This window comes from Kaistella flava (ex Peng et al. 2021) (genome assembly GCF_015191005.1).
GTDB classification, from domain to species: domain Bacteria; phylum Bacteroidota; class Bacteroidia; order Flavobacteriales; family Weeksellaceae; genus Kaistella; species Kaistella flava.
The window spans coordinates 531471-543817 of the sequence record NZ_CP040442.1 but is presented as its reverse complement, the minus strand read 5'-3'; the positions used below and the strand labels follow the sequence as shown (position 1 = coordinate 543817).

The window sequence follows — 12347 nt, the reverse complement described above, 5'->3', positions numbered from 1 at the left end:
TATTTTGGTCTTCCGAAAATTAAATTTCAGTATTCATATCCCAGTTTTGAAGATAATCGTGAACATGTTTCAGGAACATTCCACCCAAAGAACCGTCTACTACACGGTGATCGTAAGAATGTGACATGAACATCAAATTACGTATTGCAATCACGTCGCCATCTTTAGTTTCCAAAACTGCAGGTTTTTTCACAATCGCACCAACCGCTAAAATAGCAACTTGAGGTTGTGGAATAATCGGCGTACCCATTAGGTTTCCGAAACCGCCAACGTTAGAAATCGTATACGTTGCACCTTGCGTATCTTCCGGTCTTAATTTTTTATTTCTTGCACGGTAAGCCAAATCATTGATCGCTTTTGCTAAACCGGAAAGTGAAAGTTGGTCTGCGTTTTTAATAACAGGAACAATAAGGTTTCCGTCTGGAAGTGCCGTTGCCATTCCGATATTGATGTTTTTCTTTTTGATGATTTTATCGCCATCTACAGAAACGTTGATCATCGGGAAGTCCTGAATTGCTTTCACAATTGCGTGAACAAAAATCGGCATATACGTCAATTTTTCACCTTCTCTCTTTTCGAAAATATCTTTATGTTTCGTTCTCCATCTTACAACGTTCGTCAAATCGGATTCGATGAATGAAGTAACGTGTGGCGAAATTCTTTTTGAGTTGACCATTGCATCTGCAATGATTTTACGCACTCTATCCATTTGGATAATCTCGTCACCTGCGCCCAATTTAATTGGTGCAGAAACCGGTGCTGGAGTTGCGGCTACAGAAATTGGTGCTGCGGCTGCTTGTGGAGCTGCAGGAGCGGTTCTATTCGCAACAAATGACAATATATCTTCTTTGGTAATTCTTCCGTCTAAACCACTTCCTTTAATAGATTGCAATTCGTTGTCAGAAATTTTTTCATTCTGTGCGATTGATTTTACTAATGGAGATAGATATAAGTCAGAACCTTCGAAACTGGTAGAAGTTTTTGAACTTTCCAACGCTTCCTGCAAACCTCTTACAACGTCAGAATCTACATTTGGAATTTCAGTTTTAACGTCTTCCGCAGATTTTGGTTCTTGAGGTTGATCAGCAACTGCATCTCCAGCGCCGGCAACTTCTAAAATTGCGATTGCTTCACCAATTTTTGCAACTTCATCTTTCTGCTTCAGGATTTTAATAATTTTCCCCGAAACCGGAGTCGGAACATCGGAATCAACTTTGTCGGTTGCAATTTCTACAACGGAGTCATCTTCCTTTACGGAATCTCCTTCATTGAACATCCAACTGATAATCGTCGCTTCCATCACGCCCTCTCCCATCGATGGAAGTAGTAATTTATATTCTGCCATTTTATATTTCGATTTTCACAAAGATAAAAAATTTTCCCATTAAGAAAAAACGAATTTTTAGGGCATTTTTTTGATTTTATTTCAATAATTAAGTTTTCTATTTTTACATTTGTCTAAATATTTATTTTAATGAAAAACCTGCATATCGTAGCCTTATTCCAGTTCAAAGAAAGTGATTTGATGGACGCTTTGGAATTACTGAAAAAATTAGTTTTTGAAACCCGAAAGGAAGAAGGTTGTTTACAGTACGACTTGATCGAAGACAACACGAATAAAGGTGTTTTCTTTATTATTGAACTTTGGGAAAGTGACGAACATCACCATCAACACAATGGCACAGATCATTTGATGAATTTTAGAAATCAATCGGCATCGATGTTGGAGAAATCTGCGCAGGTTTATAAAGGATACAAAACGTTTTAATCATGAAGAAGGTTTCCTTATTATTCGTCTTATTTTCTGTTTTTGTCTTTTCTCAAAAATATACAAAATCAGAAATTTCAAGAATTACGGAAGGAACTATCGATTCAGCCTTGCCTATTTTTCAAACATCTGATTCTTTGCAGCATCGAGTTTTACTCGATCAATCGATGGATGCAAATCCAAAAGATAAATACACAAAGATTTTAGTCAACCGAATGAAACTCGCACTTCTTTCTACGGGAAGCGGTGTCGGAATCGCAGCACCACAAGTTGGAATCAACCGGAATATCATTTGGGCAAAAAGGTTTGATAAAGACGGAAAACCGTTAGAATATTTTATCAATCCAAAAATTCTGTGGCGTTCAGAAGTTTTGAATTTAGGTCCGGAAGGTGATTTATCCATCGAGGTTTTCAGAGATAACTTCTACAGAAGTCAAGTCATTCAGTTAGAATATTTTGATTTAAAGGGAAAGAAACACACTGAAATTGTAGAAGGTTTTACGGCGGTTATTCTGCAGCACGAAATCGATCATCTTTCTGGGATTTTAATATCTGATAAAATAGAGAATCAGAAAATGAAGACTTTCGAAAAAGTTGAATTGTATAAGGAAGTAAAGTGATTTTTTTAGCGCACAGATTTCACGGATTTACACAGATTCGTTCTAACTATTTTCTGTAATTGCTTTATTAGTTGAATTTTACAAATAAAAAAATCACCTTTCGCGAGGTGATTTTCAGTTATTATTAAATCTGTGAGAATCCGTGAAATCTGTGAGAATAAATTTTAAACAATCTGCGCTTCAAAAACGTCACAGAAATGTTTTTTAATTTTCTCTTTCACTTCATCCATTTCCTCATCAGAGAATTCTCGTTCTAATTCTCTTTGCAAAGAAGTCACGCCTTTATCTTTAATTCCGCACGCAATAATATATTCGAAATAGCGCAAATCGGTGTTCACATTCAACGCCAAACCATGCATGGTCACCCATTTAGAAGTCTTCACACCCATCGCACAAATCTTACGCGCATACGGTTTTCCAACATCCAGCCAAACACCGGTTTCTCCTTCACTTCTTTCGCCTTTCAAACCATATTCAGCAATCGTGCGAATAATCACTTCCTCCAAATTTCGCATATAAAGATGAATGTCAGATTTAAAATTATCCAAATCCAAAATCGGATATCCCACAATCTGCCCGAAACCATGATACGTAATATCTCCACCGCGATTCGTCTTCACATAAGTCGCATTGATTTCTTCCAACTTCTTCGCATTTGCCAGCATATTATGCTCGTCTCCGGATTTCCCGATTGTATAAACATGCGGATGCTCTACAAACAATAAATAATTCGGTGTTTCTACCTGTTCATCGTCCGTTCGGTTGCGATTCTCCAATTTCAAATCGATGATTTCCTTCATCAGTTTCTCCTGAAATTCAAAAGCCGGTTCATAATGCATCAACCCTAATTCCTGAAACTGCAAAGTTCTATTCTGTGTGCTTGTCATTTTATTTTACTTTTTTGGGCAATCCCCTCTCCGACGCTATTCCACCCGCTTGGGTCGGGCTATCCGTTACAATTCCTCGTTTCGGCGCTCGCTTCGCTCGCGCCTCTACTCCGGGATTTCCACTTCTATCCCTATTGCGAGATTCCGCCTCTTTTCAATTTTTATTTCTAAAATTAAGGAAGAAGGTTCTTTGTTTTTTCCTGGGCAAATTTATAAAATTAATTTATTATGCTACGAATAAAGTTTTCTCCTTTTTTTGCCCAGTCATCATTATTAAGCAAAATATTCACGAAAGCCGTTCCGATAATTCCGCCATCTGCTTTTTCAGTTACCTTATCAAAATCAGATTTATTTTTAATTCCAAACCCAATCATCACTGGATTTTTCAAACCTAAATTTGCAAGTCGATTCAGATATTCTTCATTGTTGATTTCTTTTGCCTCATTTCCTGTCGTGGAAGAACTTGAAACCGCATATAAAAATCCGGAACTCAAAGAATCCAAATATTTTATTCTTTCATCCGAAGTTTCTGGCGTCACCAAAAAGATAAAATTCAGATTGTATTTTTCTAAAATCGATCGGTAGTTTTTCTCAAATTCCACGGGCGGCAAATCCGGAATAATCAATCCCGAAACTCCAGACTCCTTACATTCTTTACAGAATTCTTCAAATCCAAAACTTAAAACTGGATTAATATAGCCCATCAAAATAATCGGAATATTCATTTCTGATTTTACCGTTTTTAATTGTTCAAAAAGTTCAGCGATGGTCATTCCGTTCTTCAACGCAATTTCGTGTGCTTTTTGAATCACAGGTCCATCAGCAACCGGATCAGAATACGGCATTCCGATTTCGATATAATCAGCACCGGAATTTTGGATTAATTTTAAAATTTTAGTAGTGTCTTTCAATTGGGGAATTCCCGCAGTGAAATATATATTCAGTTTTTTCATGGGTTTAAAAATTTAATTAAATAGTTGATACTAAACATTAATAATTCAATAATTGCAATCATCACAATGCCAATCGGAATATAAATCCATCTTATTTTAAAGATAAACTTACCTCTTAAAATTTTCAAAGCATCCAGAATTTTGCCGCGATGTCTGAACAGAATTATTAAAATTAATAGTTGAAATAAAATTGCATTTGCTAATGCTCCTGCATGAACTTTGAAAAAATAATCTTGAAGAATGATATTTATTAAAATTGAACTTAAAACAAATCCACCAAATATTCTTGTTGTGGGAATCATCAATAACACCGCTCCTAAAACTTCGAATACTCCAATGATGATAGCGTAAGGTTTTGAATAGGAATAAAATGCCCACATTAAGGACATTGAATCCATTTCATTGATGGGTTGTCTATAAGATTGGATATCGCCGAACTGCATTGGTTTTGAGACGCCATAGATAATCATATAAACGGCTACAATGTAAACTGCGATCCATTCGAAGATATTAAAAATTTCAGCCTTCGATATTTTCATTCCAACAGTTTCAAATACGTTTCCATATCCTTATCGCCTCTTCCACTCAAACAAATAACCACAACTTCATCTTTTCCAAAACTTTTCTTTTCTAAAACTGCCAAAGCATGCGCAGATTCCAAAGCCGGAATAATTCCTTCTATTTGCGTTAATTCAAAAGCAGATTTCAATGCTTCATCATCAGTAATACTGAAAAATTCCGCTCTTTTTCCTATGGCTAAATTGGCGTGAAAAGGTCCAATTCCAGGATAATCCAATCCTGCAGAAATCGAATGAGGTTCGATGACTTGTCCATCTTCGGTTTGCATGACCAAACTTTTACTTCCATGCAAAACTCCTAACGTTCCCAAAAAAGTCGTCGCCGCAGATTTACCAGAATCCAAACCAAAACCTCCCGCTTCAGCAGCGATAATCTTCACACTCGGCTCATCTACAAAATGATAGAAAGTTCCGGCAGCATTACTTCCGCCACCAACACAAGCAATCACAACATCTGGATTTTCACGTCCGATCTTTTCCTTCAACTGCCATTTTATTTCTTCAGAAATTACACTTTGAAACCGCGCTACCAAATCTGGAAAAGGATGCGGACCAACCACACTTCCAATAATATAATGCGTTGTAGAAGCATTATTAATCCAGTCTCTTAACGCTTCATTCACTGCATCTTTCAAAGTTTTAGATCCAGAAGTCGCAGGAATAACGGTTGCTCCCAACATTTTCATTCGTCCAACATTCGGTGCTTGACGGGCAATGTCAACTTCGCCCATATAAATAATGCATTCTAATCCGAGCAAAGCACAAGCAGTTGCCGTCGCAACGCCATGTTGTCCTGCGCCAGTTTCTGCAATAATTCTATGCTTTCCTAATTTTTTAGCGAGCAAGGCTTGACCTAAAGCATTGTTAATTTTATGCGCGCCAGTATGGTTCAAATCTTCTCTTTTCAGATAAACTTGCGTCTGATATTTTTCGCTCAAATTCTTCGCAAAATATAACGGAGTTGCACGACCAACGTAATTCTTCAACAAATCTTGGTATTCCTCCTGAAATTCAGCAGAATTAATTATTTCTAAATAATTATGTTGAAGTTCCTCTACATTTGGGTATAACATTTCCGGCACAAAGGCACCACCAAATTCGCCGTAATAACCATTTTCATCTGGGTTTCTGTATGTTTTCATCTTATCTTTTTTATCATTTCTCAACTTTTTAATCGAGAAGTTTTTTAATTTCTTTTATTTTGTCTATGTTTTTATTTCCAGGTTCAATTTCAAATTTTGAATTGATATCTAAAGCAAAGGGTTTCTGTTTTAATAATTTGATATTTTCAATATTCTCTTCTGAAATTCCACCACTTAAAAAGTACGGTTTGGTGATTTCTAATTCATTTAAAACTTGCCAGTCGAATGATTTTCCTGTTCCACCAAAAGCTTTTGAATCGGTATCGAAAAGAAAATAATCTACTTCAGATTTTAAATTTTGGATTTTAAATTTTAAATTTTCTAGTTCTGTTCCTATTCTAAAGACTTTGATTATTTTAATTTCAGGATGTAGTTTTTCTCTTAATTCTAAAATAAAATCATCAAGTTCATCACCGTGAAGTTGAATGAAATTGAGTCCGGCTTTTTCAGATATTTCTATAATTTGTTCTAGACTTTCATTAACAAAAACTCCAACTTTTCCTTGATGGTTTATTGATCTTATTTGATCTAAAGTCAAAGAATTTAAAACATAACGCGGCGATTTCTTATAAAAGATAAAGCCCAAAAAATCTGTCTTTAAAGAAATTAATTCTTCAATTTGATCTAGTTTTGTTAAACCGCAAACCTTAAGTTTTGGTTGTCGGTTATCTATTGTTGGTTGTTGGCTCATTCTAATTTCTAAAATCTAGTTTCTAACATCTTTTATAAATTCTTCAAAAGCAATTCCTGGATTTTCATTTCGCATAAAATATTCTCCCATTAAAAATCCATCAAACCCTTTTTCCTTCAAAAATTTAAAATCTTCTACAGAAAAAATTCCGCTTTCTGCAACTGCCAAAACTTCTTTTGGCAAAAGGTTTTTCAAATTGACCGAATGTTGTAAATCAACTTTAAAATCTTTGAGGTTTCTATTATTAATTCCGACTAAATCAATGTTTTTATTGCAGTGATTTAACTCATCTTCTGTATGAATTTCCAACAAAACTTCTAAACCTAATTCGTGAGATAATTGTGTAAACTCCTGAACTTGGTTTGGAGAAAGACACGAAGCGATTAATAAAATCACGTCTGCTCCATTCACTTTTGCTTCGTAAAACTGATATTCATCAATCATGAAATCTTTTCGCAAAATAGGAATTGAAATTTCACTTCGTACTTTCAAAATATCTTCTAATTTCCCTCCAAAAAATTCTGAATCAGTCAGGATTGAAATTCCACTTGCTCCAAATTTTTGATATGATTTTGCAACTTCTAAAACCTCTGCCTTATCATTAATAATTCCTTTACTTGGCGATTGTCTTTTAAATTCAGCAATTATTCCACAACCCGATTTCACTGATTCTTTTAAGGAAAAAGTTTTTCGGTTAAAAAGTGCTGCATCTTTTAATTGCGTTAAAGAAATTTTCTTTTTTGCTTCCGAAACTTCGTGCTTTTTTTGTTCAATTATTTTATCGAGAATATTCATTTCTAATCAATTAAAAGATTTAAACAATTCAAGGCTTTTCCTTCCATTAAACTTTCTTTCGCCATCATTAAACAATTTTCGTAATCGCCATATTTCTCCGTATTTTTCAAAGCCATGGATGCATTGGCTAAAACAACGGCGTTCTGCTCGTACGTTCCCTTTCCTTCTAAAATGCCTTTGAAAATTTGCGCTGCTTGTTCAATACTGTTACCACCGAAAATAGTTTCTGCTTCGATATTTTTAAACTGCAATTCTTCGGCTGAATAAATCTTTTCGCCATATTTATTAATGATTTTCGTATCGCTCGTCAAACTGATTTCGTCGTAACCATCTAAAGCATTTACGAGTAAAAAATCAGCATTTTTCTTCTGTAATAAATATTGGTAAATCCGTGCGATTTCCAAATTCGCAACACCTATCATGGTATATTTTGGTTGAGCCGGATTAATCAAAGGTCCCAACATATTGAAAAAAGTTTTTAAACCTAAATTTTTACGCATCGGTGCAATTGACTTCAATGAAGTGTGAAAAATTGGTGCGTGTAAATAACAGAAATTTCCTTTTTCTAAATCGTTTTTCAAATCGGCTTCTGTTTCTTTAAACCGATAACCTAAAGTTTCCAAAACGTTGGACGCTCCACTAATTGTTGAGGCCGCATAATTTCCATGTTTCGCTACTTTTTGTCCAGTTCCGGCAACAACCAAACTCGCCAAAGTTGAAATATTAAACGTGTTTTTTCCATCGCCACCGGTTCCAACAATGTCCACCAAATCATCCGTTCCCAAGTGAATTTTCGGCGCAAGTTGTTGCAATGCTTCGGTAAAACCTTCCAATTCTGCCAACGTAATACTACGCATCAAAAACACGGTAACGAAAGAAGTCACTTCAATTTCATTAAAAATATTCTTTGAAATTTCCAGTAGAATTGATTTCGCCTGAGCTTTGCTCAAAGTTTGATGGTCGAATAAATATTGTAATATTTCTTTCATTTTAATTCTGTAAAAAATTTTGGATAATCTTTTTTCCGTGCGGTGTCAAGATACTTTCCGGATGATATTGAACTGCCTGAACATCGTAGTTTTTATGTTGAAGCGACATGATCATTCCGTTCTCATCAACTGACGTAATTTCCAGTTCTTCGGGGAAATCTACGGGATTTACGGCCCAACTATGATATCTACCAACTTCCAGATTTTCGGGTAAATCCCTTAAAAGTCGAGCGTCTTTTTTAATTGTTTGAGCGTTCGTTGCAACGCCGTGATAAATCTCCGTGAGATTAATCAAACTTCCGCCAAATGCTTCCGCAATCGCCTGCTGACCAAGACAAACTCCTAAAATCGATTTTGTTGGCGCGTATTTTTTAATCAGTTCAATTAAGATTCCCGCTTCACTCGGAATTCCCGGACCGGGAGAAAGAACGATCTTATCATACTTTTCGATCTCCTCTAAACTGATTTGATCATTTCGGAATACATCTACTTTATCGCCACTGATCTGCTCAATCATTTGAACTAAATTATACGTAAAACTGTCGTAATTATCGAAGACTAATATTTTCATAATTGTATTTTCTTAAATTGAGGTTGCTTTTTTAACCGCCATTTTCAGCGCATTCAGTTTATTATTCACTTCCTGCAATTCATTTTCCGCTGTAGATTTTGCAACGATTCCAGCACCGGCTTGATAATAAAGCGTGTTATTTTTACTTAAAAAAGTTCGGATCATAATCGCCTGATTGCAACTTCCATCGAAACCGACAAACCCGATACAACCGCCGTAAAAGGAACGCGAAGTTTTCTCATAAGAATCGATCAATTCCATCGCTTTATATTTTGGGGCGCCACTCAAAGTTCCCTGAGGAAAAGTAGTAGCGATCATTTCATAAGGATTTTGATTTTCTTCAACATCGGCGGTAACCTCGCTTACCAAGTGAATGACGTGAGAAAAAAACTGAACTTCTTTCAACTTCGTAACCGTCGTATTTTTACCGCAAATGCTTAAATCATTTCGCGCTAAATCGACAAGCATCGTATGTTCTGCATTTTCTTTCGCATCTTTTTTCAATTCTTCTGCTGCTTCTAAATCTTTCTGAACTTCACCAGTTCTTTTAAAAGTTCCCGCAATCGGATGAATAATAGCTTTTCCGTCTTTTATGATCAGTTGACTTTCTGGACTGGAGCCCATTAATTTGAAATCTCCGTAATCGAAATAAAATAAATAAGGAGAAGGATTAATATGTCGCAAAGCACGGTAAACATTGAATTCATCACCATTAAATTTTTGCTCAAACCTTCGGCTCAAAACCAATTGGAAAACATCGCCACGGAAACAGTGTTTCTTTGCGGTTTCTACCAATTCTCGATATTCTTCATCTTTCAAATTTGAAGTTTCATAATCGGTGATTTTGAACGGAAAAATAGGAGCATTTTTCTGGTTGATCAAGTTTTCAATTTCGATCGTATTTGATTTCAGTCCATCGATTTTATTTTCGATGATGAACATCTCATCGTTGTAATGATTAATCGCAATCACATACTGATAAAGACGATATCGTAATAATGGAATTTTATTTTCGTCTGAAAGTTCTTTAAATTGAATGTTTTCAAAAAACGGAATCGCATCGTAACTCGTGTAACCAAAAAATCCTTGTGCCGATTTACCAATTTCTTTAGATGGTTCTTCACAAACAAAACATTTGGTGAAATCATTTAATAATTCACTCAACTTCTCTTTTTCTAAAGCGATCTTATGTGGATTACCAACTGGAAATTTTATTTCTGCTTCATGAAAATTTCGGATTTCAATTCCGGCAACGGCATTGATGGCGATAAAAGAAAAGTTGTTATCGGTATTTTGATTTCCGGCACTTTCCAACAAAATGGTATCGCGAAATTTATCACGAAGTCGCAGATAAATTCCGACGGGCGTGAATAGATCGCTCATCACCGATTTGATGGTTGTTTTTATGTTAACAGTTTGATTAAATTCCATGATGTTTTTTAAAATTTAGATAAAAAAAAAGACCTTAACGAGTCACGTCAAAGTCTTTTTATATGTTTTTACAAACAGAATACAAGATTTGCTTCAGACCCTTTTGAAGTTTGAATGATGCCACCAAGTAATGTTTGTTCTTGTTTTCATTGGAGCAAATATATAAATGTTTTTTTTATCTGCAAGTAAATTTTTAAAAATTTATTCTTCTACATTTTTCAGCGCCATTAATAATTGATAAGCGCCTTTGGTTACGAATTTTTTACTTTTATTTTCTTCTTTAAAATTTAAAAGTTCCGTAAATCCATTTTCAGCATTTCCGATTTCTACGGGAAACATCTTGTAGGTTTTGGGTTTAACTTCTTCAAAAATATATTGTTTTTCTTCCCAGGTTACGATGGCGTCATCGGGTATTACAATTCCATCTTCAGAATCGGCTTCCATTTCGGCGTTCATAAAAGTTCCCGGAAGTAAAGCCAAACTGTTATCAACAAAATGACAATGTACCAAAACACTTCGGTCCGCGGAGAAATCTTTTCCAATAATAAAAACGCGGGCTTCATATTTTTTGGTAGGATTTTGATTGGTATAAGCGAAAACTTTCTGACCAACTTTAATCTTACTTAAATCCTTTTCAAAAACCTTTAAAGCCAAATGTAAATCACCAGTATTGACGATATCAAACATTTTATCCATGGGCGAAACATATTGTCCGATATTCACGTTTACCGTAGAAATATAACCGGAAATTGGAGATGTTACGGCAAAAGTTCGGCGGATATTATTCGCATTTAAAGAGCCTGGATTAATTCCCATCGCGGTTAATTTTTGCGCCATTCCTTTCATCATTATATTTTGATTCTGGCTTTCATTAAAGGCTTTTTGAGTCACCTTATCAGAACTGGCTTTGTTTTCATTCAAATCTTTTTGGCGCGAATAATCCTGTTGGGCGTATTGTAAATTCGATTTTGCCAACAGATAATCCTGCTGCAACTGCACCAATTCTGGATTTTCTAAAGTGGCTAAAGTCTGTCCTTTAGAAACATAATTTCCCGGCATAAATCTCGAAACTCGCACGTAACCTCCGCTTGGCGCCGAAACACTTGCCATTCCTTGCGGTGGAACGTCAACCTGCCCGGTGAGCATAATTTTATGAGCGATATCGAGGTTGTTTAAAGTGCTGGTTTCAATGCCCGAATTTTTGATTTGCAGATCGGTTAAAGAAACCTGATCTCCAACGACGGTGCCGATTTCTTCCGGAACCACTTCTTCTTTGGAGCAGGAAAAAATCATGAGGCTTAAAAATATTATAAGTACTTTTTTCATTTTAAAAATTTTGTTGTTAAGATTCACCACCGATCATTTTTGAGGTGATTCCTTTTCGATTTGTATTTTCAGAAATGGCAATTCCGCCGAAGTGTAAAATAACGAAAATCGGCATCCAGTAAACCGCGAGTTTATGCGTCGTTTCTGCTAAATCAGCAAAAGATTCTGAGCCGATCTCAAATTTTAGAACACTTCCCGTAATTATTTGAACGGCTATTAACACGTAAAATCCGACGTAGATAAAACCTTGAAATTTCTCTTTAGCAGACGTTGTTTTTAGAAAAGGATTCGGAAATCTAATTCCCTTTACAATCATATAAATAATTCTGGCGATAAAGGCAAAAGTAATGACGTAAGCAGCGTAAACATGCCATTGAAACATAGGATCCTGAATGGAATGAACGATGGTTCGAAGACTTTGTTTATCCAGATTTAAACTTTGAATTTGTGCATTTTTATTAACGGCTGCAGAAATTACGGCTTTGCTCATCCACACAATTCGGAGAAATCCGGTGGTAAATAAAACCAGGATTCCCAGTGCAAAAATCCAGTGAAGGACGCGGTGAAGGACGGTATATGTTTTCATTTTGTTTATT

At 35.6% G+C, this 12347-nt stretch carries 14 protein-coding genes; 2 read left to right on the top strand and 12 right to left on the bottom strand.

Going from position 1 to position 12347, the window contains the following annotated elements; translation table 11 throughout:
* Positions 1-19: 19 nt before the first annotated feature.
* On the bottom strand, positions 20-1345 hold the full coding sequence (locus tag Q73A0000_RS02455) for a dihydrolipoamide acetyltransferase family protein (protein WP_193812511.1): 1326 nt from the start codon (positions 1343-1345) through the stop codon (positions 20-22).
* Between the two features lie 129 nt (positions 1346-1474).
* Between Q73A0000_RS02455 and Q73A0000_RS02450 the strand changes: the two genes are divergently transcribed.
* Both Q73A0000_RS02450 and Q73A0000_RS02445 read left to right on the top strand, forming a co-directional pair.
* The gene (locus tag Q73A0000_RS02450) at positions 1475-1768 is read left to right on the top strand and encodes a putative quinol monooxygenase (RefSeq protein ID WP_193812510.1); all 294 of its coding nucleotides are present in this window, start codon (positions 1475-1477) and stop codon (positions 1766-1768) included.
* Between the two features lie 2 nt (positions 1769-1770).
* Positions 1771-2388: a peptide deformylase gene (locus Q73A0000_RS02445; protein WP_193812509.1), complete on the top strand. Its 618-nt coding sequence runs from the start codon at positions 1771-1773 to the stop codon at positions 2386-2388.
* Positions 2389-2552: 164 nt separating this feature from the next.
* On the opposite strand, the gene lipB is transcribed toward Q73A0000_RS02445, so the two are convergent.
* The 11 genes from lipB to Q73A0000_RS02390 all read right to left on the bottom strand — a co-directional run bounded on the left by lipB (position 2553) and on the right by Q73A0000_RS02390 (position 12337).
* Complete coding sequence (lipB, locus tag Q73A0000_RS02440; RefSeq protein ID WP_193812508.1) at positions 2553-3275, bottom strand: lipoyl(octanoyl) transferase LipB; 723 nt, start codon at positions 3273-3275, stop codon at positions 2553-2555.
* 218 nt (positions 3276-3493) lie between these two features.
* On the bottom strand, positions 3494-4228 hold the full coding sequence (trpA, locus tag Q73A0000_RS02435) for a tryptophan synthase subunit alpha (protein WP_193812507.1): 735 nt from the start codon (positions 4226-4228) through the stop codon (positions 3494-3496).
* Positions 4225-4767, bottom strand: coding sequence for a MauE/DoxX family redox-associated membrane protein (locus Q73A0000_RS02430; protein ID WP_193812506.1), 543 nt, complete (start codon positions 4765-4767; stop codon positions 4225-4227). The genes trpA and Q73A0000_RS02430 overlap by 4 nt, the downstream gene beginning before the upstream one ends.
* Positions 4764-5948 carry a tryptophan synthase subunit beta gene (gene trpB, locus Q73A0000_RS02425; protein ID WP_193812505.1) on the bottom strand — a complete coding sequence of 395 codons (1185 nt, stop codon included), beginning with the start codon at positions 5946-5948 and terminating at the stop codon, positions 4764-4766. Before trpB ends, Q73A0000_RS02430 begins: the two co-directional genes overlap by 4 nt.
* A gap of 28 nt (positions 5949-5976) precedes the next feature.
* A complete protein-coding gene (locus Q73A0000_RS02420; protein WP_193812504.1) occupies positions 5977-6639 on the bottom strand; it encodes a phosphoribosylanthranilate isomerase in 663 nt (220 codons plus the stop codon).
* Positions 6640-6654: 15 nt separating this feature from the next.
* Positions 6655-7434, bottom strand: a complete 780-nt coding sequence (trpC, locus tag Q73A0000_RS02415) for an indole-3-glycerol phosphate synthase TrpC (protein ID WP_193812503.1) — start codon at positions 7432-7434, stop codon at positions 6655-6657.
* A gap of 2 nt (positions 7435-7436) precedes the next feature.
* On the bottom strand, positions 7437-8423 hold the full coding sequence (gene trpD / locus Q73A0000_RS02410) for an anthranilate phosphoribosyltransferase (RefSeq protein WP_193812502.1): 987 nt from the start codon (positions 8421-8423) through the stop codon (positions 7437-7439).
* 1 nt (position 8424) lies between these two features.
* Positions 8425-8994, bottom strand: a complete 570-nt coding sequence (locus tag Q73A0000_RS02405) for an anthranilate synthase component II (protein WP_193812501.1) — start codon at positions 8992-8994, stop codon at positions 8425-8427.
* Positions 8995-9006: 12 nt separating this feature from the next.
* Positions 9007-10425: an anthranilate synthase component I family protein gene (locus Q73A0000_RS02400; RefSeq protein WP_193812500.1), complete on the bottom strand. Its 1419-nt coding sequence runs from the start codon at positions 10423-10425 to the stop codon at positions 9007-9009.
* Positions 10426-10626: 201 nt separating this feature from the next.
* On the bottom strand, positions 10627-11751 hold the full coding sequence (locus Q73A0000_RS02395) for an efflux RND transporter periplasmic adaptor subunit (RefSeq protein ID WP_193812499.1): 1125 nt from the start codon (positions 11749-11751) through the stop codon (positions 10627-10629).
* Positions 11752-11767: 16 nt separating this feature from the next.
* Positions 11768-12337 (bottom strand): cytochrome b/b6 domain-containing protein, encoded by a 570-nt coding sequence (locus Q73A0000_RS02390; protein ID WP_193812498.1) that lies wholly within the window; start codon positions 12335-12337, stop codon positions 11768-11770.
* Positions 12338-12347 lie beyond the last annotated feature (10 nt).

Excerpts from the sequence above, each read along its gene's own strand:
- Q73A0000_RS02455 (WP_193812511.1), bottom strand. The coding sequence starts at position 1,345 with ATGGCAGAATATAAATTACTACTTCCATCGATGGGAGAGGGCGTGATG.
- Q73A0000_RS02450 (WP_193812510.1), top strand. The coding sequence starts at position 1,475 with ATGAAAAACCTGCATATCGTAGCCTTATTCCAGTTCAAAGAAAGTGAT.
- Q73A0000_RS02445 (WP_193812509.1), top strand. The coding sequence starts at position 1,771 with ATGAAGAAGGTTTCCTTATTATTCGTCTTATTTTCTGTTTTTGTCTTT.
- lipB (WP_193812508.1), bottom strand. The coding sequence starts at position 3,275 with ATGACAAGCACACAGAATAGAACTTTGCAGTTTCAGGAATTAGGGTTG.
- trpA (WP_193812507.1), bottom strand. The coding sequence starts at position 4,228 with ATGAAAAAACTGAATATATATTTCACTGCGGGAATTCCCCAATTGAAA.
- Q73A0000_RS02430 (WP_193812506.1), bottom strand. The coding sequence starts at position 4,767 with ATGAAAATATCGAAGGCTGAAATTTTTAATATCTTCGAATGGATCGCA.
- trpB (WP_193812505.1), bottom strand. The coding sequence starts at position 5,948 with ATGAAAACATACAGAAACCCAGATGAAAATGGTTATTACGGCGAATTT.
- Q73A0000_RS02420 (WP_193812504.1), bottom strand. The coding sequence starts at position 6,639 with ATGAGCCAACAACCAACAATAGATAACCGACAACCAAAACTTAAGGTT.
- trpC (WP_193812503.1), bottom strand. The coding sequence starts at position 7,434 with ATGAATATTCTCGATAAAATAATTGAACAAAAAAAGCACGAAGTTTCG.
- trpD (WP_193812502.1), bottom strand. The coding sequence starts at position 8,423 with ATGAAAGAAATATTACAATATTTATTCGACCATCAAACTTTGAGCAAA.
- Q73A0000_RS02405 (WP_193812501.1), bottom strand. The coding sequence starts at position 8,994 with ATGAAAATATTAGTCTTCGATAATTACGACAGTTTTACGTATAATTTA.
- Q73A0000_RS02400 (WP_193812500.1), bottom strand. The coding sequence starts at position 10,425 with ATGGAATTTAATCAAACTGTTAACATAAAAACAACCATCAAATCGGTG.
- Q73A0000_RS02395 (WP_193812499.1), bottom strand. The coding sequence starts at position 11,751 with ATGAAAAAAGTACTTATAATATTTTTAAGCCTCATGATTTTTTCCTGC.
- Q73A0000_RS02390 (WP_193812498.1), bottom strand. The coding sequence starts at position 12,337 with ATGAAAACATATACCGTCCTTCACCGCGTCCTTCACTGGATTTTTGCA.